This window comes from Rhizobium sp. 01T417, from assembly GCF_056398905.1.
In genome coordinates this window covers 1-17,666 of the sequence record NZ_JBFTQH010000007.1, presented here as the reverse complement: position 1 = coordinate 17,666, position 17,666 = coordinate 1, and the positions used below count along the sequence as shown (strand labels likewise).

Below are 17,666 nucleotides of genomic sequence, written 5' to 3'. Positions count from 1 at the left end.
GTGTCGGAAATCGTCGGCGATTGCGGGTCGCAGGCTTCAAGCGGCCGGGTTGTCGCCGTTTTTTGGAATTGTCCTAATCCAAACGGTGTGGGCTGTCACTACCGGGAAGGCCGAAACCGGTACGCTTCGGCTCCTGGGCACATCGAGCTTATACGGTCACGGCAGTCGTTTCGTTACAGACTATTGCATCAAGCAGCGAACACAAAAAGTTGGCTTTTCGCAGCCGTGCCTGTGGGCATAAACAATGATCTAAAGATGTGTTTAATGCGTTGAAGGTTTATACCGAGCTTACTTGCTCAGGAGGTTTCCGATGCCAGCCTATCGCCCCCCCAAGATCGCATCCTCGGAGATTACGCCGCAACAACTCTATCTGCGCCGCCGCGAATTCCTCGGCGCTGCGACGCTGGGCGCCATGGCGCTGTACGGAGCCGGCAAGGCCAGTGCAGCGGCACTGTCGGTCGTCGAAAGCAAATATACGGTCGATGAGAAGACGACACCCCTGAAGGACGTCACGACCTACAACAATTTCTACGAATTCGGCCTGGATAAGGGCGATCCCGCTGCGCTCTCCGGCGACTTTAAACCGCTGCCTTGGGCCATTAAGGTTGACGGCATGGTCAACAAGCCCGGCACGTTCGATGTCGAAGCGCTGATCAAGGAATTCCCGATCGAGAGCCGCACCTACCGCATGCGTTGTGTCGAGGCGTGGTCGATGGTCATTCCGTGGGACGGCTTTCCGCTTGCTTCCCTGCTCAACAAAGTCGAGCCGCTCGGAAGCGCAAAGTACGTCGCCTTCGAAACGGTCGTGCGGCCAGAAGAGATGCCGGGACAGAAAGGCATCTTCCAATCGCTCGACTGGCCCTATGTCGAAGGCCTGCGGCTCGACGAAGCGCGTCACCCACTCGCCCTGCTCGCCGTCGGTCTTTATGGTCAGACCTTGCCGAACCAGAACGGCGCGCCGATCCGGCTGGTCGTGCCGTGGAAGTATGGCTTCAAGGGCATCAAGTCGATCGTCCGGATCACCCTGACGGATAAGGAGCCGAAGAACACCTGGCAGGTGACCAATCCCCAGGAGTATGGCTTTTTTGCCAACGTCAATCCGGAGGTCGATCACCCACGCTGGAGCCAGGCGACGGAACGGCGCATCGGCGAAAGCGGCTTTTTTGGCGCCAGCCGCCACCCCACCCTGCCGTTCAACGGCTATGCCGACGAGGTCGCCAGCCTCTATAGCGGCATGGATCTTCGGAAGAACTTCTGATGCCGGGATTTTCGCTCAGCCTTGCGAAGCGGTGGCAATCGTCCTCTGTCTGGGCGCTCTATGCCATCGGCCTGTTGCCCGCCGCATGGACCTTCTATCTCGGCGCGACCGATCAGCTCGGCGCCGATCCGGTAAAGACCTTCGAACTGTTCCTCGGCCTTTGGGCGATCCGCTTCCTTATCCTGACGCTCGCCGTCAGCCCTGCCCGCGATCTGTTCGGTTGGAACTATCTGCGCTATCGCCGCGCGCTTGGGCTCCTCTGTTTCTATTACGTGGCGATGCATTTGACTGTTTACATGGTGCTGGACCAGGCACTTGATCTCTCAGCTGTGCTCAACGACGTGCTGAAGCGGCCCTTCATCATGTTCGGCATGGCCGGGTTCGTCATGCTCGTTCCGCTTGCCGTGACGTCGAACAATCTTTCGATCCGCCGCCTCGGACCGAACTGGGTCCGGCTGCATCGCCTCGTCTACATCATCGCCGCTGCCGGCGCCGTACACTTTGCGCTATCGACGAAGGTCATCGACCTCGAGCAATACGTCTATGTCACGGTGATCATCCTGCTGATCCTCTACCGCTCATGGCGGCCGATCGCGCGGAGCAGGAAACGCGGCCAGGGCCGCCAGCGCACACGGGCTGCAGCGACCGCCTCATGATTTGCGCACGCTCCTTCGACTATCGGCTAGCGACCAATCACGATTCTGTCGCTGGCTGATTGATCATGGCTTCGATGTTGTAGCCATCGGGATCGAGAACGAAGGAGGCGTAATAGCCTGATGCATATTGTGGGCGTGGGCCGGGGGCGCCATTGTCCTTCGCGCCAGCATCAAGCGCGGCGTGATAAAACGCATCAACTTCGGCCTTGCCTCGAGTGCGAAAGGCGACGTGCACACTCGTCAAAGGGGGCTGGCTGTCGACCTGCTGGATCTCGAAAAGGCACCCATTGCCGATATCGAAGGCCCAGAACACGCTCTCCTTTCCGAAGGAAAGTTTGTATCCTAGCGGTGCAAGCGCCTTCTCATAGAAGAGCTTGCTCTTTGCCAAGTCACTCACAGCAACGGTTATATGGTCTATCAAGCGCCCACTCCTTGAGACGTTGGCGGGAACACCAAGCTAGCTCCGATCTCAAGACTGCTCAACATGCCAAGCGGCAGCACGATACAGCATTGGCCTGCGGCTGCATCCAAGGGCAGCGATCCGCTCCTGAATACGCCTTGTCTTGGTGGAAACACGACGACCCCGTCCACGACCGCCGTCTCCCGTGCCCAGCAAGGGCTACAAACGAAAACAGCCGGGCTTTGCAGCCCGGCTGTTTTGCTTCCGGCAAACCGGAAAGGATTAAGCGGCTTCAGCTGCAGCAGCTTCGGCTTCAACGCGAGCCTTGTCGGCTGCGCCCTTGGCGTAGGTGTCGCGGTCAACGAACTCGATGACGGCGAGAGCGGCGTTGTCGCCCTGGCGGAAGCCAGCCTTCATGATACGCAGGTAACCGCCGTTGCGGGTTGCGTAGCGCGAAGCGATCGTGTCGAAGAGCTTCGAAACAACAGCGGCGTCGCGGATCTGCGAGATCGCCTGACGACGAGCATGCAGGTCGCCCCGCTTGCCGAGGGTGACGAGCTTTTCAACGATCGGACGGATTTCCTTTGCCTTCGGCAGGGTCGTCACGATCTGCTCATGGGTGATGAGCGAAGCCGCCATGTTGGCAAACATTGCCTTGCGGTGGCTAGCGGTTCTGTTCAGCTTGCGGCCGGATTTACCGTGGCGCATTGCTATTCTCCTTCACATGCAGGCATCTCGCCCGCCGTTTGATGGTTAGTATTGGTCTTCGTAGCGCTTGGCGAGATCTTCGATGTTCTCAGGCGGCCATGCCGGCACTTCCATGCCGAGGTGCAGGCCCATGGAAGCGAGAACTTCCTTGATTTCGTTCAGCGACTTGCGACCAAAATTCGGCGTGCGGAGCATTTCTGCTTCGGTCTTCTGAATGAGGTCGCCGATGTAGACGATGTTGTCGTTCTTCAGGCAGTTTGCCGAGCGAACGGACAGTTCGAGTTCGTCCACCTTCTTGAGGAGCGCCGGGTTGAAAGCGAGTTCGGTGACGGCTTCTTCTTCGGCTTCCTTCTGCGGCTCGTCGAAGTTGACGAACACGCCAAGCTGATCCTGGAGGATGCGAGCCGCGAAAGCGACGGCATCTTCGCCGGAGATCGAACCATCGGTTTCGATCGTCATGTTCAGCTTGTCGTAGTCGAGAACCTGTCCTTCGCGGGTGTTTTCAACCTTGTAGGACACCTTCTTGACCGGCGAATAAAGGCTGTCGACCGGGATGAGACCGATCGGAGCATCTTCCGCACGATTGCGGTCGGCCGGAACGTAGCCCTTGCCGTTGTTGACGGTGAATTCCATGCGGATTTCGGCGCCCTCGTCGAGCGTGCAGATGACATGCTCGGGGTTGAGGATTTCGATATCGCCGACCGTCTGGATGTCGCCAGCCGTTACAACGCCCGGGCCCTGCTTACGCACGACCATGCGCTTTGCGTCATCACCATCCATCTTGATGGCGATTTCCTTGATGTTGAGGACGATGTCCGTGACGTCTTCGCGGACGCCCGGGATCGACGAGAACTCATGCAGCACGCCATCGATCTGCACAGCCGTCACTGCGGCACCGCGCAGCGAAGACAGCAGAACGCGGCGAAGCGCGTTGCCGAGGGTGAGGCCGAAACCGCGCTCCAGCGGCTCTGCTACGAGCGTCGCCTTGGTGCGCGAGCTCGAAGAGAACTCGACCTTGTTCGGCTTGATCAATTCCTGCCAGTTTTTCTGAATCATATTTTTGCCTTCCGTTCGTTACCACCATCCAATCGTGGCAACCGAGCTTGAGAAGCACCGGGAGCGAAAACCCGCTCACCGGTGTTGTGAATGGCGATGATCAGACGCGGCGCTTCTTGCGCGGGCGGCAACCATTGTGCGGGATCGGCGTCACGTCACGGATGGACGTGATCATGAAACCAGCAGCCTGGAGCGCGCGCAGAGCGGATTCACGACCCGAACCCGGGCCGCAAACTTCGACTTCCAGCGACTTCATGCCATGTTCCTGAGCCTTCTTGGCGCAGTCTTCAGCAGCGATCTGAGCAGCGAACGGGGTCGACTTGCGCGAGCCCTTGAAGCCCTTGGCGCCAGCAGACGACCAGGCAATGGCGTTGCCCTGAGCGTCGGTGATGGTGATCATCGTGTTGTTGAAGGTCGAGTTGACGTGGGCAACACCCGACGAAATGTTTTTACGTTCGCGACGACGAACGCGTACGGCTTCCTTGGCCATTTAAATCCCTTTCTTGGATCTCTGCACCGCCGTAATACCAGCGGCTACACCGGAACGAGACCTTACGGCCCTGCCCCAAACTCAAAAGAGGCCGGCGCAGACCGCCAGCCCCCTCACCTCCGGTTTCCCGGAAATTACTTCTTCTTACCAGCGATGGCCTTTGCCGGACCCTTGCGGGTGCGGGCATTGGTGTGCGTGCGCTGGCCGCGGACCGGAAGGCCGCGACGATGACGCAGGCCACGGTAGCAGCCGAGGTCCATCAGACGCTTGATGTTCATCGAGGTTTCGCGACGCAGATCGCCTTCGACCTGATAGTCACGGTCGATGGTTTCACGGATCTGCAGAACCTCGGAGTCCGTCAGCTGATGGACGCGCTTGTCAGCCGACAGGCCAACCTTCTCCATGATTTCCTGCGCGAATTTTGGACCGATCCCGTGAATGTAGGTCAGCGCGATAACGACGCGCTTCGCAGTCGGGATGTTGACGCCAGCGATACGTGCCACGCCTATTCTCCTTGCGTTCCCGTTGCCATCCGGCAAGAGGCTTTTCGTTATGCAGCCGAACCGGCCGCTCGTTCAGATTTGGGTTCGTACATGTCAAAACGACCGAACCCGGACTTCTCTGGAAATCCGCGCCGATCGCATAAATGTCGCGAGTTGGCGCGGTGTTTAGCGGAATCAGTGCTGAAAAGCAACCGCTTCCGCCAAGTTTATTTTCAAAGACTAAAGCTTCGAAAGTATCTTATCGATCTCGCTGGTGACCTGATCGATATCCGCCATGCCATCAACCGACTTCAGCTTGCCCTTGGCATAGAAGTAGCCGATCAATGGAGATGTTTCCTTGTAGTAGGCCTGCAGGCGCGTGACGACCGTTTCGCGGTTGTCATCCGGGCGCCGCTTGAAGTGAGTCGAACCGCAGCGGTCGCAAACGCCTTCAATCTTCGGCTTGACGTTGGTGTCGTGATAGCCTGCACCGCAGTTGGCGCAGGTATAGCGTCCCGAGACACGGTCAGCGAGGACGTTGTCGTCAACCTGGATCTCGATCACGGTCGAGAGCTCAAGACCTTTGCTTTTCAGAATGGCTTCCGTTGCGTCGGCCTGAACCAGCGTGCGCGGGTAACCGTCGAGAATGAAACCCTTGGTGCAGTCCGGTGCATCCAGACGCTCGGAGACGATGGCATTGACAATCTCATCGGAAACAAGCTTGCCAGCATCCATGACGGCCTTTGCACGCTTGCCCACCTCCGTGCCAGCCGCAACGGCAGCACGCAGCATGTCACCCGTGGAAAGTTGCGGAATTCCGTACTTCTCCACGATCCGCTGAGCCTGGGTCCCCTTACCCGCGCCCGGCGGCCCTAACAGTATGAGTCTCATCGCCCCCTCTTTCCTCCGCGCAACTTCGATTTCTTGATCAGGCCTTCATACTGCTGTGCGATCAGATGACCCTGAATCTGCGCCACCGTATCGAGAGTTACGCTAACCACGATCAAGAGCGAAGTGCCACCCAAGGACAAAGGAATGCCCGTCTGAGACACAAGAATTTCAGGCAGAATGCACACGAAGACGAGGTAGATCGCGCCAATCACCGTAATGCGGGTCAGCACGTAGTCGATATACTCAGCAGTCCGCTCGCCCGGGCGAATACCCGGGATGAAGCCGCCATGCTTCTTCAGATTGTCGGCGGTGTCCTTCGGATTGAAGACGATAGCGGTATAGAAGAAGGCGAAGAAAGCGATCAGCAGGCCGTAGAGCAGCATATAGAGCGGCTGGCCGTGGCCGAGCGCGGCGACGATCGAGGTCGCCCAGGCCGGCAGTGCGGTCGTGTTGGCAAAGCCTGCAACGGTCGCCGGCAGCAGCAGCAGCGAAGACGCGAAGATCGCCGGGATAACGCCCGAGGTGTTGAGCTTCAGCGGCAGGTGGGACGTGTCGCCCTGGAACATGCGGTTGCCGACCTGGCGCTTCGGATACTGGATCAGCAGGCGGCGCTGCGCACGCTCGACGAAAACGATGATCGCGATAACGGCGATCGCAATGACGATGACGGCGAGAATCAGCGTCGTCGACAGGGCGCCGGTGCGGCCAAGTTCGAGGGTGCCGGCAAGAGCCTGCGGAAGGCCTGCGGCGATACCGGCGAAGATGATCAGCGAGATGCCGTTGCCGATGCCGCGCGAGGTGATCTGCTCGCCGAGCCACATCAGGAACATCGTGCCGCCGAGCAGGGTCACGACCGTCGAAATGCGGAAGAAGATGCCAGGATCGACAACAAGGCCGTTGCCGCTCTCAAGACCGACGGAAATGCCGTAAGCCTGAAGCGCACCGAGGAGTACCGTGCCGTAGCGCGTATACTGGTTGATGATCTTGCGACCCTGTTCGCCTTCCTTCTTCAGGTTTTCGAGCGCCGGAACGACCGAAGTCATCAGCTGCACGATGATCGAAGCGGAAATGTAAGGCATGATGCCGAGCGCAAAGATTGCCATGCGCTGCACGGCGCCGCCCGAGAACATGTTGAAGAGGCCGAGAATGCCGCCTGCCTGGCCACGGAAGGCCTGGGCATAAGCTTCTGGATTGAGGCCGGGGAGCGGAATGTGGGTACCGAGCCGGTACACGAGGAGAGCTGCCAGTGTGAACCACAGGCGCTTCTTGAGATCCTCGGCTTTGGCGAAGGTCGAGAAATTGAGGTTAGAAGCCAACTGTTCCGCTGCAGACGCCATGCGATTCTCCGCGCTACCAATTCCGGGCTCTAGCCAAGCGAGGTGCAGGACCCGGTATCAGCATTCTGAATTATTCAAAAGCGGGTTTCGGACGGATTGCGAACGCAACCTATGCCTCACCCTTGTGTTCGTTCCTACCGTCCATGACGCACGTGCGTCCAGCCGGTTTTTGTGAGGCTCACATATGGGAGCAAAACCGCCCGGTGTGAAGCACCCCGGGCGACTTATCATAAGATTAATTATTCTGCAGCTGCGGCAGAAAGAAGCGTGACGGAACCGCCAGCTTTTTCGATCTTTTCGACAGCCGGCTTGGAAGCGCCAGCAACTTCGAACTTGACCTTTGCCTTCAGCTCGCCGTCGGCGAGAACGCGAACGCCGTCCTTGACGCGACGGATAACGCCGGCAGCCTTGAGAGCTGCTGCATCAACCGTGGACTTGGCGTCGAGCTTGCCAGCGTCGATCGCAGCCTGAACACGCTCAAGCGACACGACGACGAAGTCGGCCTTGAAAATGTTGTTGAAGCCGCGCTTCGGCAGGCGACGGTAGATTGGCATCTGACCGCCTTCGAAACCGTTGATAGCGACGCCGGAACGGGACTTCTGACCCTTCACACCGCGACCACCGGTCTTGCCCGAGCCCGAACCAATACCGCGGCCGAGGCGCTTGCGGCTGTGGGTCGAACCTTCGTTGTCTTTAATTTCATTGAGTTTCATAGCGAATCTCCCGGCTTACTTCTCGTCGACGACGCGAACGAGATGCTGGACAGCACGGATCATGCCACGAACGGAAGGAGTATCTTCCAGCGTGCGGCGACGGTGCATCTTGTTGAGTCCGAGGCCGATCAGCGTGCGCTGCTGGACGTCCGGACGACGAATCGGGCTGCCGATCTGTTCGACAATAACCGTCTTCGCTTCAGTCTTCTTGGTAGCCTTAGCCATCTGTCAGACTCCTCTTATTCTTCAGAGGCATTGCCAGAAGCGGCACGGCGAGCCTGGAGCGTTGCATACTTGATGCCGCGCTGAGCTGCGATGTCCTTCGGGTGAACCTGGTGCTTCAGAGCGTCGAAGGTAGCGCGAACCATGTTGTATGGGTTCGAGGAACCGGTCGACTTGGCGACAACGTCGTGAACGCCGAGCGTTTCGAAAACAGCGCGCATCGGACCACCGGCGATGATACCGGTACCGACCTTGGCCGAACGAAGCAGAACCTTGCCGGCGCCATGGCGGCCATGAACGTCGTGATGCAGCGTACGGCCGTCACGCAGCGGTACGAAGATCAGTTCGCGCTTGGCAGCTTCAGTCGCCTTGCGGATTGCTTCCGGCACTTCGCGTGCCTTGCCGTGACCGAAGCCAACGCGGCCCTTCTGGTCACCAACGACGACGAGAGCGGCGAAACCGAAACGGCGGCCACCCTTAACAACCTTGGCAACGCGGTTAATCGCGACCAGCTTGTCGACGAATTCGCTATCGCGCTCTTCACGGGCCTGGCGGTCTTCCCGCTGCGGCCTTCTTTCCTGTGCCATTGTCCTCTTCCTTTTTCTTTTCCGGGTGCAATCGGCAAACAAAACGAGGACCGCATCGGCCTCCCCTTTTCGGGACGCCTGCGGTCCGGTGATATCCGGCCGGTACCCTAAGGCTGCCGGCCGGAAACTTTATTAGAAGGACAGACCGCCTTCGCGGGCTGCTTCTGCCAGGGCCTTGATGCGGCCGTGGTAGATGAAGGCGCCACGGTCGAATACGACGTCCTTGACGCCTGCCTTCGAGGCGCGCTCAGCAACGAGCTTGCCTACGAGGGCAGCTGCTGCCGTGTCAGCACCGGTCTTCAGAGAACCGCGCAGGTCCTTGTCGAGGGTCGAGGCAGACGCAAGCGTCTTACCAGCGACATCGTCAATGACTTGAGCATAGATGTTCTTCGACGAGCGATGAACCGACAGGCGCGGACGGCCGTTGGCCACCGACTTGAGGTGACGACGCACGCGGTTGGCACGACGTGCAAGTGCTTCTTTCCTGCTAGCCATTTCGCGTGATCCTTACTTCTTCTTGCCTTCTTTGCGGACGATCCGCTCTTCGGCATACTTGACGCCCTTGCCCTTGTAAGGCTCAGGACCGCGGTATTCGCGGATTTCAGCGGCAACCTGGCCGACCTGCTGCTTGTTGATGCCGGTGACGACGATTTCCGTCGGCTTCGGCACAGTGATCGTGATGCCCTGCGGCGGCTCATACACAACGTCATGGCTGAAGCCGAGTGCCAGCTGCAGGTTCTTGCCCTGAAGCGACGCGCGGTAACCGACGCCGTTGATTTCGAGCTTGCGCTCAAAGCCGTCCTTAACGCCCTTGAAGATGTTCTCGATCATCGTGCGGGACATGCCCCACTTTGCACGAGCATTCTTCGTCTGGCTGAGCGGCGTCACGACGACCGCATTATTTTCGAGCTTCACGCCGACTTCGTCGTTTGCGACGAAGAACAGCTCGCCCTTCGGGCCCTTAGCGGTAACCTTCTGGCCATCGACCGTAGCCGTGATCCCAGCAGGCACCTGAACGGGCTTTTTACCGATACGAGACATTTTTATATCCTGTCTGTTCGCTATGGAGATCCCTGCTCAGCCTTAGAAGACCGAGCAAAGAACCTCGCCACCAACGTTCTGTTCGCGAGCCTGGTGATCGGCCATCACGCCCTTCGGGGTCGAAAGGATAGTGATGCCGAGGCCGTTCGCGACCTGCGGAATGGACTTGACCGAGACATAAACCCGGCGGCCCGGCTTGGACACACGGCCGATCTCACGGATCACCGATGCGCCTTCATAGTACTTGAGTTCGATGTTGAGCTCAGACTTGCCATTGCCGAAATCGACAACGGAGTAGCCACGGATGTAGCCTTCAGACTGCAGAACATCGAGAACACGTGCACGGAGCTTCGAAGCAGGCGTCGAGACCGACGACTTGCGGCGAGAAGCGCCGTTACGGATGCGAGTGAGCATATCGCCCAACGGATCAGTCATTGTCATCTAACCTGCTCCTTACCAGCTCGACTTGACGATGCCCGGCACCTTGCCGAGATTGCCGAGTTCACGCAGCGCGATACGCGACATGCGCAGTTTGCGGTAGTATGCGCGCGGACGGCCCGATACTTCGCAACGGTTGCGAATGCGGGTCTTGGATCCATCGCGCGGCAGGGATGCCAGCTTGATCGAGGCCTTGAACCGCTCTTCGATCGGAAGAGCCTGGTTCATGATGATCGCCTTCAGAGCTGCGCGCTTGGCAGCCTGGTTAGCGACCGTAGTACGGCGGCGCTTGTTCTTTTCAACTGCGCTTGTCTTCGCCATGTGCGGTTCCTTTTCTACGCTCGTCGTTACGGTTACTGACGGAACGGGAAGTTGAACTCTGTCAGGAGAGCCCGCGCTTCGTCGTCCTTCGTTGCCGTCGTGCAAACGATGATGTCCATGCCCCACATCTGATCAACCTTGTCGTAGTTGATCTCAGGGAACACAATGTGCTCCTTGATGCCCATGGCGAAGTTGCCACGGCCGTCAAAGCTTTTCGGGTTCAGGCCGCGGAAGTCGCGAACGCGCGGAAGCGCGATGTTCACGAGACGGTCCAGGAACTCGTACATGCGAGCGCCGCGCAGGGTGACCTTTGCGCCGATCGGCATCTGCTCGCGGACCTTGAAGCCAGCGATGGAGTTGCGTGCACGGGTGATGACCGGCTTCTGGCCGGCAATAGCGGCCAGGTCGGCTGCAGCAACAGTCGGCTTCTTCGAATCAGCCGTTGCTTCACCAACACCCATGTTGATTACGATCTTGTCGAGCTTCGGAATCATCATCTCGTTGGCGTAGGAGAACTTCTCCTGCATCGCCGCACGAATGCGCTCGACATATTCCTTCTTGAGCCGTGGCTCGTACTTTGCGTCAGCCATCAGATCACCTCACCGGAACGCTTGGCCACACGGACCTTCTTGCCGTCAACAACCTTGAAGCCAACGCGGGTCGGCTTGCCGTCCTTGTCGACGATTGCGACGTTGGACAGGTGAACCGAAGCTTCCTTGCTGATGATGCCGGCTTCCTGGCTCTGCGTCTGGCGCTGGTGGCGCTTTACGACGTTGACGCCACGAACAACGGCGCGATCTTCCTTGGGCAGAACCTGAAGGACTTCGCCGGTACGGCCCTTGTCCTTGCCTGCGAGCATGACGACCTTGTCGCCCTTACGAATCTTTTGCATCCTTCGCGCTCCTTACAGTACTTCGGGAGCCAGCGAGATGATCTTCATGTGGTTCTTAGCGCGAAGTTCGCGCGGAACCGGTCCGAAGATACGGGTGCCGATCGGCTCTTTCTTGTTGTCGATGAGGACTGCTGCATTCGTGTCGAAGCGGATGATGCTGCCATCAACGCGACGGATTTCCTTGGCGGTACGAACAACCACCGCCTTCATCACGTCACCCTTCTTCACGCGGCCGCGCGGGATCGCTTCCTTGATCGAAACGACAATAATGTCGCCGATCCCGGCATACTTGCGCTTCGAGCCGCCCAGCACCTTGATGCACATGACACGACGTGCGCCGGAATTATCCGCCACGTCGAGGTTTGTTTGCATCTGAATCATATCAGGTCGCCTTTTTGGTTTACCGGAATGGTTGGGCTTTCGCCCCCTACCCCGGCTTATGAAAATTGTCAGCCGGCCGCTTGCCACAAGGACAGGCGAAAACACGGCAATAGCTTGAATAGCGCGGGATCGATCGTGCCAGGGTGGTTTCCCGTCGGGACCTTCCGTGCGCTCAAAGCAAAAGAACGCTCGACGAACGAGCGTTCTGACGCTGCTTCATACAGATATTTCCGCGAGACGCAAGGCCTCGCGCAAAAATCTTACTTGGCCTGGGCGGAAACGACCGTCCAGCGCTTGTCCTTGGAAATCGGCGCGCATTCCTCGATGGATACGGTATCGCCGATCTTGTACTGGTTGTTTTCGTCGTGGGCCTTGTACTTCTTGGAACGACGAACGGTCTTCTGGAGCAGCGGGTGAGCGAAACGACGCTCAACGCGAACTACGACAGTCTTCTCGTTCTTGTCGCCAACGACAACGCCCTGCAGAATGCGCTTCGGCATGATGTTTTCCTTTACGCCTTTGCTTCTGCCGCCTTCTGGCGGGCAATGGTTTTCACGCGGGCGATGTCCTTACGGACTTCGTTGATGCGCGAGGACTTTTCCAGCTGACCGGTTGCCTTCTGGAAGCGCAGGTTGAACTGCTCCTTCTTCAGGTCGGCGAGCTTGTCCTTGAGCTGATCGGCCGTGAGGCCGCGTACTTCTTCGGCTTTCATGTGCCTTGCTCCTTACTCTGCAATACGCTGAACGAAGCGCGTCTTGACCGAGAGCTTGGCAGAGCCGAGGCGAAGCGCTTCACGAGCGATTTCTTCGCTGACGCCGTCGATTTCGAACATCATACGGCCTGGCTTGACCTTGCATGCCCAGTATTCGACAGAGCCCTTGCCCTTACCCATACGGACTTCGGTCGGCTTTGCGGTTACCGGAACATCCGGGAACACGCGGATCCATACACGGCCGGCGCGCTTCATGTAACGCGTGATCGCGCGGCGGGCCGCTTCGATCTCGCGTGCATTCACGCGGTTCGGCTCTTGAGCCTTAAGGCCGAATTCGCCGAAGGCCAGGTCAGAACCACCCTTGGCGACGCCCTTGATGCGGCCCTTGAATTGCTTGCGGTACTTGGTACGCTTTGGCTGCAACATTTTCTTATTCTCCGAACTTATCCACCAACGCTATTAAGCGTTGTCGCGGCGACGATCGCGATCACGGCTTGCCGGACCCTGAGCGTCACCCTCGAGTGCGCGGCGCTCGGAGGCCATCGGATCGTGCTCAAGGATTTCGCCCTTGAAGATCCAAACCTTGATGCCGCAGATGCCAAAAGCGGTTTCCGCTTCAGCTGTGCCGTAGTCGATGTCAGCGCGCAGCGTGTGCAGCGGAACGCGACCTTCGCGGTACCATTCCGTACGAGCGATTTCAGCACCGCCGAGGCGGCCTGCGCAGGTGATCTTGATGCCTTCGGCGCCAAGACGCATTGCAGACTGAACGGCACGCTTCATGGCGCGACGGAAAGCAACACGACGCTCGAGCTGCTGAGCGATCGACTGTGCGACGAGCGTAGCGTCGACTTCCGGCTTGCGAACTTCAACGATGTTGAGGTGCGTTTCGGAATTCGTCATGTCCGACAGCTTCTTGCGGAGCTTGTCGATGTCTGCGCCCTTCTTGCCGATGATCAGGCCCGGACGAGCCGAGTGGATCGTGACACGGCACTTCTTGTGCGGACGCTCGATGACCACCTTGGCGATACCAGCCTGCTTCAGTTCGCTCATCACGAACTTGCGCATCTTCAGGTCTTCGTGCAGCAGCTGACCGTACTCGGCATTGTCCGCAAACCAGCGGCTATCCCAGGTACGGTTGATGCCAAGACGGAAACCGATTGGATTAATTTTCTGACCCATTATGCGGCCTCCTCTTGTGCCTGCACTTCGCGGACAACGATCGTCAGGTGCGCAAACGGCCTCTCGATGCGAGAAGCGCGGCCGCGGCCACGAGCGTGGAAACGCTTCATGACGATCGACTTGCCGACATAGGCTTCGGCGACGACCAGGGAGTCGACGTCGAGGTCGTGGTTGTTCTCGGCGTTGGCGATCGCAGACTCGAGCGTCTTCTTGACGGCGCCTGCGATACGCTTGCGGGAGAATTCCAGCTCAGCGAGTGCACGATCGACCTTCTTGCCGCGGATAACCGCAGCAACGAGGTTGAGCTTCTGTGGGCTGACGCGGAGCGTGCGGGCGACTGCTTGCGCCTCGTTGTCCTTCAGCCGGCGTTCGGCTTTTGCCTTGCCCATTGTTACTTCCTCTTTGCCTTCTTGTCCGCACCGTGACCGTAGTAGGTCCGGGTCGGAGAGAATTCACCGAATTTGTGACCGACCATGTCTTCATTGACGCTGACCGGAACATGCTTGCTGCCGTTGTAGACGCCGAAGGTGAGACCGACGAACTGCGGCAGGATCGTGGAGCGACGGCTCCAGATCTTGATTACTTCTGCACGTCCGCCTTCACGAACCTTCTCAGCCTTCTTGAGAAGATAGCCGTCAACGAACGGACCTTTCCATACTGAACGAGCCATTGGAGACTTCCTCTCTTACTTCTTACGCTGATGACGCGAGCGCATGATCATCTTGTCGGTCGACTTGTTCGACCGGGTGCGCTTGCCCTTGGTCGGCTTGCCCCACGGAGTAACCGGGTGACGACCACCAGAGGTGCGGCCTTCACCACCGCCGTGCGGGTGGTCGACAGGGTTCATGACGACACCGCGGTTATGCGGACGCTTGCCGCGCCAAACAGTACGACCGGCCTTGCCGTCGTTGATGTTGGCGTGATCCGGATTCGAAACCGCACCGATCGAAGCAAGGCAGGTGCCGTGCACGAGGCGCTGTTCGCCAGAGTTCAGGCGAAGGATCGCCATGCCCTGGTCGCGACCGACGAGCTGTGCGTAGGAACCGGCGGAGCGAGCGATCTGACCACCCTTGCCCGGCTTCATTTCCACGTTGTGGATGATGGAGCCGACCGGGATGAACTGCAGCGGCATCGTGTTGCCGGGCTTTACGTCGACAGCCTTCTCGGAAGCGATGACCTTGTCGCCGGCAGCGAGGCGCTGCGGAGCGAGGATGTAGGCCTTTTCGCCGTCAGCATAGGTCACCAGCGCAATGAAAGCCGTGCGGTTCGGATCGTATTCGATACGATCGACGGTGCCTTCAACGTCGAACTTGCGACGCTTGAAGTCGACCAGACGGTAGGTGCGCTTGTGACCGCCGCCGATGAAGCGGGCGGTGATGCGGCCGAGGTTGTTACGACCGCCGCTCTTGGTCAGACCTTCCGTCAGCGCCTTGACCGGCTTGCCCTTGTAGAGCGAGGAGCGGTCGACGATGACCAGCTGACGCTGGCTCGGGGTCGTAGGATTGAATGTTTTCAATGCCATTTTATTATTCCTCAGAGACCGGTGGAGACGTCGATCGTCTGGCCTTCAGCCAGCGTCACAACTGCCTTCTTCACGTCCTGCTGCTTGCCGACAAAACCTTTGAAACGCTTGGTCTTGCCCTTGCGGAGCAGAGTGTTGACGGCCGTGACCTTGACGCCGAACAGCGCCTCGACTGCAGCCTTGATTTCAGGCTTCGACGCCTTCTTGGCGACGTTGAAAACAACCTGGTTGTTTTCCGATACCAGCGTGGACTTTTCGGTGATCGCCGGCGAGACGATCACATCATAGTGGCGAAGGTCGGTCACTTGAAACGCTCCTCTAGAGCTTCGACGGCAGCCTTGGAAAGCACGAGCTTGCCGCGGCGCACGATGTCGTAAACGTTGATGCCCTGGATCGGCAGAACATCGATGTTCGGGATGTTCTGAGCTGCGAGCTTGAAGTTGCCATCAAGTTCAGCGCCGCCGATGAAGAGCGCGTTGGTCAGGCCGAGCGTCTCGAAAGCCGATGCCAGCGCCTTGGTCTTTGCTTCTGCAGCAACCAGGCTGTCGATGATGATGACATCGTCGGACTTCAGCTTGGCCGAGAGGGCGTGACGCAGACCGAGAGCGCGAACCTTCTTCGGAAGGTCGTGTTCGTGGCTGCGAGCGACCGGGCCGTGGGCCTTACCACCGCCGCGAAACTGCGGAGCGCGAGCCGAATGGTGACGAGCGCGGCCCGTACCCTTCTGCTTGTACATCTTGGCGCCGGTGCGCGAGACGTCCGCGCGGCCCTTTGCCTGGTGCGTGCCCTGCTGCTTCTTGGCAAGCTGCCAGCGGATGACGCGGGCGAGAATGTCTTCGCGGGGCTCGAGACCGAAAATCGCGTCAGAAAGAGAAACCTTCCCTGCGTCTTTTCCCTCGAGGGTCTTGACGTTGAATTCCATTGGTCCGGCTCCCTTACTTCGCTGCCGATTTGACGGCATCGCGCACGATGATCCAGGCACCCTTGGAACCGGGTACTGCACCCTTGATCAGGATCAGACCACGATCTTCGTCGGTCGAAACCACTTCCAGGTTCTGAGTCGTTACGCGCGTCTGGCCCATGTGACCAGCCATCTTCTTGTTCTTGAATACCTTACCGGGATCCTGGCGCTGACCGGTCGAACCGTGCGAGCGGTGCGAAACCGAGTTACCATGCGTAGCACGGCCACCACTAAAATTGTGGCGCTTCATGACGCCGGCAAAGCCCTTACCGATCGTCGTGCCCGTCACATCGACGAGCTGACCAGCTGCGAAGTGACCAGCCTTGAGCTCGGTGCCAACCTCGAGGAGATTGTCTTCCGTGACGCGGAATTCCGTAAGCTTGGCCTTCGGCTCGACGTTGGCAACAGCAAAGTTACCGCGCATCGCCTTCGACGTATTCTTGACCTTCGCCGTGCCAGCACCGAGCTGGACTGCGGCATAGCCGTTCTTGTCAACAGTGCGCTGGGCCACAACCTGGCAGCCATCCAGACGCAGTACTGTTACCGGGACATGTTCACCAGCGTCGTTGTAGACGCGGGTCATACCCACCTTCTGTGCAATCACACCTGAACGCATCGGTTCAATCCTTCCAAATCCGCTCGAGCAAGGCTCAGAGCTTGATCTCAACATCGACACCGGCGGCGAGATCGAGCTTCATCAGCGCGTCTACCGTCTGCGGGGTCGGATCTACGATGTCGAGGAGGCGCTTATGCGTGCGCATCTCGAACTGCTCGCGGCTCTTCTTGTCGATGTGTGGGGACCGGTTGACCGTAAACTTCTCGATGCGAGTCGGAAGCGGAACGGGGCCCCGGACGCTTGCGCCGGTGCGCTTCGCCGTCGACACGATCTCGCGCGTCGAAGCGTCGAGAATGCGGTGATCGAACGCCTTCAGGCGAATGCGGATATTTTGGCCGTTCATTCGACGTTATCCTTGTGTTTGTTTCCCACGTGCCTGTTAGGCAGACACGGGTTGTTCTTTTTTCCTAAGGCGGACCACCGGTTTCAAAGATCGAGAGGGGCACCGGAATGCGGCATCCCTATCCAGTCTTCAGGCCTTACGACCACCTTATTGCTTGTTGTAGTCACCCGCTCCAATGAACGAAGCAGGGCGCAAATCGCGCTCGCGCGCCATTTGCAACATTTCTCTGTAATAAGCAAGCGGCTAGCGCCGCTTGCATCATAATAATGTCATCGATTCGGCCGCTTCAGGCGAAACGGCCGGTCTTTCGATTACTCGACGATCGAGGCGACGATGCCGGCGCCGACGGTACGGCCGCCTTCGCGGATAGCGAAGCGCAGCTTTTCTTCCATCGCGATCGGAACGATCAGCTCGACGTCTACAGTGACGTTGTCGCCAGGCATAACCATTTCCGTGCCTT

At 58.7% G+C, this 17,666-nt stretch carries 31 protein-coding genes; 2 read left to right on the top strand and 29 right to left on the bottom strand.

The genetic code is table 11. The features are described from left to right. The first annotated feature begins 310 nt into the window (after window positions 1-310). Both msrP and msrQ read left to right on the top strand, forming a co-directional pair. On the top strand, window positions 311-1,258 hold the full coding sequence (msrP, locus tag AC1DPR_RS09665) for a protein-methionine-sulfoxide reductase catalytic subunit MsrP (protein WP_113470075.1): 948 nt from the start codon (window positions 311-313) through the stop codon (window positions 1,256-1,258). Beyond that, complete coding sequence (gene msrQ / locus AC1DPR_RS09660; protein WP_113470074.1) at window positions 1,258-1,914, top strand: protein-methionine-sulfoxide reductase heme-binding subunit MsrQ; 657 nt, start codon at window positions 1,258-1,260, stop codon at window positions 1,912-1,914. Before msrP ends, msrQ begins: the two co-directional genes overlap by 1 nt. A gap of 37 nt (window positions 1,915-1,951) precedes the next feature. Here msrQ and AC1DPR_RS09655 read toward each other — a convergent pair whose 3' ends face one another. The 29 genes from AC1DPR_RS09655 to AC1DPR_RS09515 form a co-directional block, all read right to left on the bottom strand. Then, entirely contained in the window at window positions 1,952-2,335 is a 384-nt protein-coding gene (locus AC1DPR_RS09655) for a VOC family protein (RefSeq protein ID WP_026371776.1), read from the bottom strand. Window positions 2,336-2,596: 261 nt separating this feature from the next. Further along, entirely contained in the window at window positions 2,597-3,022 is a 426-nt protein-coding gene (gene rplQ, locus AC1DPR_RS09650) for a 50S ribosomal protein L17 (protein WP_018857102.1), read from the bottom strand. Between the two features lie 45 nt (window positions 3,023-3,067). Further along, complete coding sequence (locus AC1DPR_RS09645; RefSeq protein ID WP_007531694.1) at window positions 3,068-4,078, bottom strand: DNA-directed RNA polymerase subunit alpha; 1,011 nt, start codon at window positions 4,076-4,078, stop codon at window positions 3,068-3,070. A gap of 100 nt (window positions 4,079-4,178) precedes the next feature. Beyond that, entirely contained in the window at window positions 4,179-4,568 is a 390-nt protein-coding gene (gene rpsK, locus AC1DPR_RS09640) for a 30S ribosomal protein S11 (RefSeq protein WP_003547577.1), read from the bottom strand. Window positions 4,569-4,702: 134 nt separating this feature from the next. Continuing rightward, window positions 4,703-5,071, bottom strand: a complete 369-nt coding sequence (gene rpsM / locus AC1DPR_RS09635; RefSeq protein ID WP_016553566.1) for a 30S ribosomal protein S13 — start codon at window positions 5,069-5,071, stop codon at window positions 4,703-4,705. Window positions 5,072-5,290: 219 nt separating this feature from the next. After that, window positions 5,291-5,941: an adenylate kinase gene (locus tag AC1DPR_RS09630; protein ID WP_113470073.1), complete on the bottom strand. Its 651-nt coding sequence runs from the start codon at window positions 5,939-5,941 to the stop codon at window positions 5,291-5,293. Further along, a complete protein-coding gene (secY, locus tag AC1DPR_RS09625) occupies window positions 5,938-7,278 on the bottom strand; it encodes a preprotein translocase subunit SecY (RefSeq protein ID WP_018857104.1) in 1,341 nt (446 codons plus the stop codon). The genes AC1DPR_RS09630 and secY overlap by 4 nt, the downstream gene beginning before the upstream one ends. Before the next feature lie 239 nt (window positions 7,279-7,517). Continuing rightward, a complete protein-coding gene (rplO, locus tag AC1DPR_RS09620; RefSeq protein ID WP_016553563.1) occupies window positions 7,518-7,991 on the bottom strand; it encodes a 50S ribosomal protein L15 in 474 nt (157 codons plus the stop codon). 15 nt (window positions 7,992-8,006) lie between these two features. Next, window positions 8,007-8,216 carry a 50S ribosomal protein L30 gene (rpmD, locus tag AC1DPR_RS09615; protein WP_018857105.1) on the bottom strand — a complete coding sequence of 70 codons (210 nt, stop codon included), beginning with the start codon at window positions 8,214-8,216 and terminating at the stop codon, window positions 8,007-8,009. Between the two features lie 14 nt (window positions 8,217-8,230). Beyond that, on the bottom strand, window positions 8,231-8,800 hold the full coding sequence (gene rpsE, locus AC1DPR_RS09610; RefSeq protein ID WP_007531680.1) for a 30S ribosomal protein S5: 570 nt from the start codon (window positions 8,798-8,800) through the stop codon (window positions 8,231-8,233). A 132-nt stretch (window positions 8,801-8,932) separates the two neighbouring features. Next, a complete protein-coding gene (gene rplR / locus AC1DPR_RS09605) occupies window positions 8,933-9,295 on the bottom strand; it encodes a 50S ribosomal protein L18 (RefSeq protein WP_018857106.1) in 363 nt (120 codons plus the stop codon). A gap of 12 nt (window positions 9,296-9,307) precedes the next feature. Then, window positions 9,308-9,841 (bottom strand): 50S ribosomal protein L6, encoded by a 534-nt coding sequence (gene rplF / locus AC1DPR_RS09600; RefSeq protein WP_018857107.1) that lies wholly within the window; start codon window positions 9,839-9,841, stop codon window positions 9,308-9,310. 42 nt (window positions 9,842-9,883) lie between these two features. After that, complete coding sequence (rpsH, locus tag AC1DPR_RS09595) at window positions 9,884-10,282, bottom strand: 30S ribosomal protein S8 (protein ID WP_004674934.1); 399 nt, start codon at window positions 10,280-10,282, stop codon at window positions 9,884-9,886. Between the two features lie 12 nt (window positions 10,283-10,294). Beyond that, on the bottom strand, window positions 10,295-10,600 hold the full coding sequence (gene rpsN / locus AC1DPR_RS09590) for a 30S ribosomal protein S14 (protein WP_003573787.1): 306 nt from the start codon (window positions 10,598-10,600) through the stop codon (window positions 10,295-10,297). 32 nt (window positions 10,601-10,632) lie between these two features. Further along, on the bottom strand, window positions 10,633-11,190 hold the full coding sequence (rplE, locus tag AC1DPR_RS09585) for a 50S ribosomal protein L5 (RefSeq protein ID WP_016553557.1): 558 nt from the start codon (window positions 11,188-11,190) through the stop codon (window positions 10,633-10,635). Continuing rightward, a complete protein-coding gene (gene rplX, locus AC1DPR_RS09580) occupies window positions 11,190-11,492 on the bottom strand; it encodes a 50S ribosomal protein L24 (protein WP_007531676.1) in 303 nt (100 codons plus the stop codon). The genes rplE and rplX overlap by 1 nt, the downstream gene beginning before the upstream one ends. A gap of 12 nt (window positions 11,493-11,504) precedes the next feature. Beyond that, window positions 11,505-11,873: a 50S ribosomal protein L14 gene (gene rplN / locus AC1DPR_RS09575; RefSeq protein ID WP_018857108.1), complete on the bottom strand. Its 369-nt coding sequence runs from the start codon at window positions 11,871-11,873 to the stop codon at window positions 11,505-11,507. Between the two features lie 260 nt (window positions 11,874-12,133). After that, window positions 12,134-12,373, bottom strand: a complete 240-nt coding sequence (gene rpsQ / locus AC1DPR_RS09570) for a 30S ribosomal protein S17 (protein WP_007787739.1) — start codon at window positions 12,371-12,373, stop codon at window positions 12,134-12,136. An 11-nt stretch (window positions 12,374-12,384) separates the two neighbouring features. Then, window positions 12,385-12,585 carry a 50S ribosomal protein L29 gene (gene rpmC, locus AC1DPR_RS09565; RefSeq protein WP_007531673.1) on the bottom strand — a complete coding sequence of 67 codons (201 nt, stop codon included), beginning with the start codon at window positions 12,583-12,585 and terminating at the stop codon, window positions 12,385-12,387. A 12-nt stretch (window positions 12,586-12,597) separates the two neighbouring features. Further along, on the bottom strand, window positions 12,598-13,011 hold the full coding sequence (rplP, locus tag AC1DPR_RS09560) for a 50S ribosomal protein L16 (protein ID WP_003573792.1): 414 nt from the start codon (window positions 13,009-13,011) through the stop codon (window positions 12,598-12,600). 33 nt (window positions 13,012-13,044) lie between these two features. Then, complete coding sequence (rpsC, locus tag AC1DPR_RS09555) at window positions 13,045-13,764, bottom strand: 30S ribosomal protein S3 (protein WP_018857109.1); 720 nt, start codon at window positions 13,762-13,764, stop codon at window positions 13,045-13,047. Then, window positions 13,764-14,153, bottom strand: a complete 390-nt coding sequence (rplV, locus tag AC1DPR_RS09550) for a 50S ribosomal protein L22 (protein WP_018857110.1) — start codon at window positions 14,151-14,153, stop codon at window positions 13,764-13,766. Before rplV ends, rpsC begins: the two co-directional genes overlap by 1 nt. 2 nt (window positions 14,154-14,155) lie before the next feature. Then, complete coding sequence (gene rpsS, locus AC1DPR_RS09545) at window positions 14,156-14,434, bottom strand: 30S ribosomal protein S19 (RefSeq protein WP_007531666.1); 279 nt, start codon at window positions 14,432-14,434, stop codon at window positions 14,156-14,158. A 15-nt stretch (window positions 14,435-14,449) separates the two neighbouring features. Beyond that, entirely contained in the window at window positions 14,450-15,286 is an 837-nt protein-coding gene (gene rplB / locus AC1DPR_RS09540; protein WP_018857111.1) for a 50S ribosomal protein L2, read from the bottom strand. A gap of 11 nt (window positions 15,287-15,297) precedes the next feature. Further along, window positions 15,298-15,591, bottom strand: coding sequence for a 50S ribosomal protein L23 (locus AC1DPR_RS09535; RefSeq protein WP_016553551.1), 294 nt, complete (start codon window positions 15,589-15,591; stop codon window positions 15,298-15,300). After that, window positions 15,588-16,208: a 50S ribosomal protein L4 gene (gene rplD / locus AC1DPR_RS09530; RefSeq protein WP_007531661.1), complete on the bottom strand. Its 621-nt coding sequence runs from the start codon at window positions 16,206-16,208 to the stop codon at window positions 15,588-15,590. Before rplD ends, AC1DPR_RS09535 begins: the two co-directional genes overlap by 4 nt. 13 nt (window positions 16,209-16,221) lie before the next feature. Beyond that, the gene (rplC, locus tag AC1DPR_RS09525; RefSeq protein ID WP_018857112.1) at window positions 16,222-16,863 is read right to left on the bottom strand and encodes a 50S ribosomal protein L3; all 642 of its coding nucleotides are present in this window, start codon (window positions 16,861-16,863) and stop codon (window positions 16,222-16,224) included. 34 nt (window positions 16,864-16,897) lie between these two features. Further along, window positions 16,898-17,206 (bottom strand): 30S ribosomal protein S10, encoded by a 309-nt coding sequence (gene rpsJ / locus AC1DPR_RS09520; protein WP_003547547.1) that lies wholly within the window; start codon window positions 17,204-17,206, stop codon window positions 16,898-16,900. Window positions 17,207-17,517: 311 nt separating this feature from the next. Continuing rightward, window positions 17,518-17,666: EF-Tu C-terminal domain-related protein (locus AC1DPR_RS09515; protein ID WP_477816249.1), on the bottom strand; the 149-nt coding region annotated here is incomplete at its 5' end.

What these genes read in the sequence shown, in the direction of transcription:
- rpsQ (WP_007787739.1), bottom strand. Translation starts at nt 12,373, where the DNA reads ATGCCGAAGCGCATTCTGCAGGGCGTTGTCGTTGGCGACAAGAACGAG.
- rplQ (WP_018857102.1), bottom strand. Translation starts at nt 3,022, where the DNA reads ATGCGCCACGGTAAATCCGGCCGCAAGCTGAACAGAACCGCTAGCCAC.
- secY (WP_018857104.1), bottom strand. Translation starts at nt 7,278, where the DNA reads ATGGCGTCTGCAGCGGAACAGTTGGCTTCTAACCTCAATTTCTCGACC.
- msrQ (WP_113470074.1), top strand. Translation starts at nt 1,258, where the DNA reads ATGCCGGGATTTTCGCTCAGCCTTGCGAAGCGGTGGCAATCGTCCTCT.
- rplE (WP_016553557.1), bottom strand. Translation starts at nt 11,190, where the DNA reads ATGGCTGACGCAAAGTACGAGCCACGGCTCAAGAAGGAATATGTCGAG.
- rpsK (WP_003547577.1), bottom strand. Translation starts at nt 4,568, where the DNA reads ATGGCCAAGGAAGCCGTACGCGTTCGTCGTCGCGAACGTAAAAACATT.
- rpsS (WP_007531666.1), bottom strand. Translation starts at nt 14,434, where the DNA reads ATGGCTCGTTCAGTATGGAAAGGTCCGTTCGTTGACGGCTATCTTCTC.
- rplV (WP_018857110.1), bottom strand. Translation starts at nt 14,153, where the DNA reads ATGGGCAAGGCAAAAGCCGAACGCCGGCTGAAGGACAACGAGGCGCAA.
- rplC (WP_018857112.1), bottom strand. Translation starts at nt 16,863, where the DNA reads ATGCGTTCAGGTGTGATTGCACAGAAGGTGGGTATGACCCGCGTCTAC.
- rpsC (WP_018857109.1), bottom strand. Translation starts at nt 13,764, where the DNA reads ATGGGTCAGAAAATTAATCCAATCGGTTTCCGTCTTGGCATCAACCGT.
- rplN (WP_018857108.1), bottom strand. Translation starts at nt 11,873, where the DNA reads ATGATTCAGATGCAAACAAACCTCGACGTGGCGGATAATTCCGGCGCA.
- rpsH (WP_004674934.1), bottom strand. Translation starts at nt 10,282, where the DNA reads ATGACAATGACTGATCCGTTGGGCGATATGCTCACTCGCATCCGTAAC.
- rplR (WP_018857106.1), bottom strand. Translation starts at nt 9,295, where the DNA reads ATGGCTAGCAGGAAAGAAGCACTTGCACGTCGTGCCAACCGCGTGCGT.
- rplD (WP_007531661.1), bottom strand. Translation starts at nt 16,208, where the DNA reads ATGGAATTCAACGTCAAGACCCTCGAGGGAAAAGACGCAGGGAAGGTT.
- AC1DPR_RS09630 (WP_113470073.1), bottom strand. Translation starts at nt 5,941, where the DNA reads ATGAGACTCATACTGTTAGGGCCGCCGGGCGCGGGTAAGGGGACCCAG.
- rpmC (WP_007531673.1), bottom strand. Translation starts at nt 12,585, where the DNA reads ATGAAAGCCGAAGAAGTACGCGGCCTCACGGCCGATCAGCTCAAGGAC.
- rpsN (WP_003573787.1), bottom strand. Translation starts at nt 10,600, where the DNA reads ATGGCGAAGACAAGCGCAGTTGAAAAGAACAAGCGCCGCCGTACTACG.
- AC1DPR_RS09645 (WP_007531694.1), bottom strand. Translation starts at nt 4,078, where the DNA reads ATGATTCAGAAAAACTGGCAGGAATTGATCAAGCCGAACAAGGTCGAG.
- rpsE (WP_007531680.1), bottom strand. Translation starts at nt 8,800, where the DNA reads ATGGCACAGGAAAGAAGGCCGCAGCGGGAAGACCGCCAGGCCCGTGAA.
- rplX (WP_007531676.1), bottom strand. Translation starts at nt 11,492, where the DNA reads ATGCAAAAGATTCGTAAGGGCGACAAGGTCGTCATGCTCGCAGGCAAG.
- rplO (WP_016553563.1), bottom strand. Translation starts at nt 7,991, where the DNA reads ATGAAACTCAATGAAATTAAAGACAACGAAGGTTCGACCCACAGCCGC.
- msrP (WP_113470075.1), top strand. Translation starts at nt 311, where the DNA reads ATGCCAGCCTATCGCCCCCCCAAGATCGCATCCTCGGAGATTACGCCG.
- rplP (WP_003573792.1), bottom strand. Translation starts at nt 13,011, where the DNA reads ATGTTGCAGCCAAAGCGTACCAAGTACCGCAAGCAATTCAAGGGCCGC.
- rpsJ (WP_003547547.1), bottom strand. Translation starts at nt 17,206, where the DNA reads ATGAACGGCCAAAATATCCGCATTCGCCTGAAGGCGTTCGATCACCGC.
- rpmD (WP_018857105.1), bottom strand. Translation starts at nt 8,216, where the DNA reads ATGGCTAAGGCTACCAAGAAGACTGAAGCGAAGACGGTTATTGTCGAA.
- rplB (WP_018857111.1), bottom strand. Translation starts at nt 15,286, where the DNA reads ATGGCATTGAAAACATTCAATCCTACGACCCCGAGCCAGCGTCAGCTG.
- rplF (WP_018857107.1), bottom strand. Translation starts at nt 9,841, where the DNA reads ATGTCTCGTATCGGTAAAAAGCCCGTTCAGGTGCCTGCTGGGATCACG.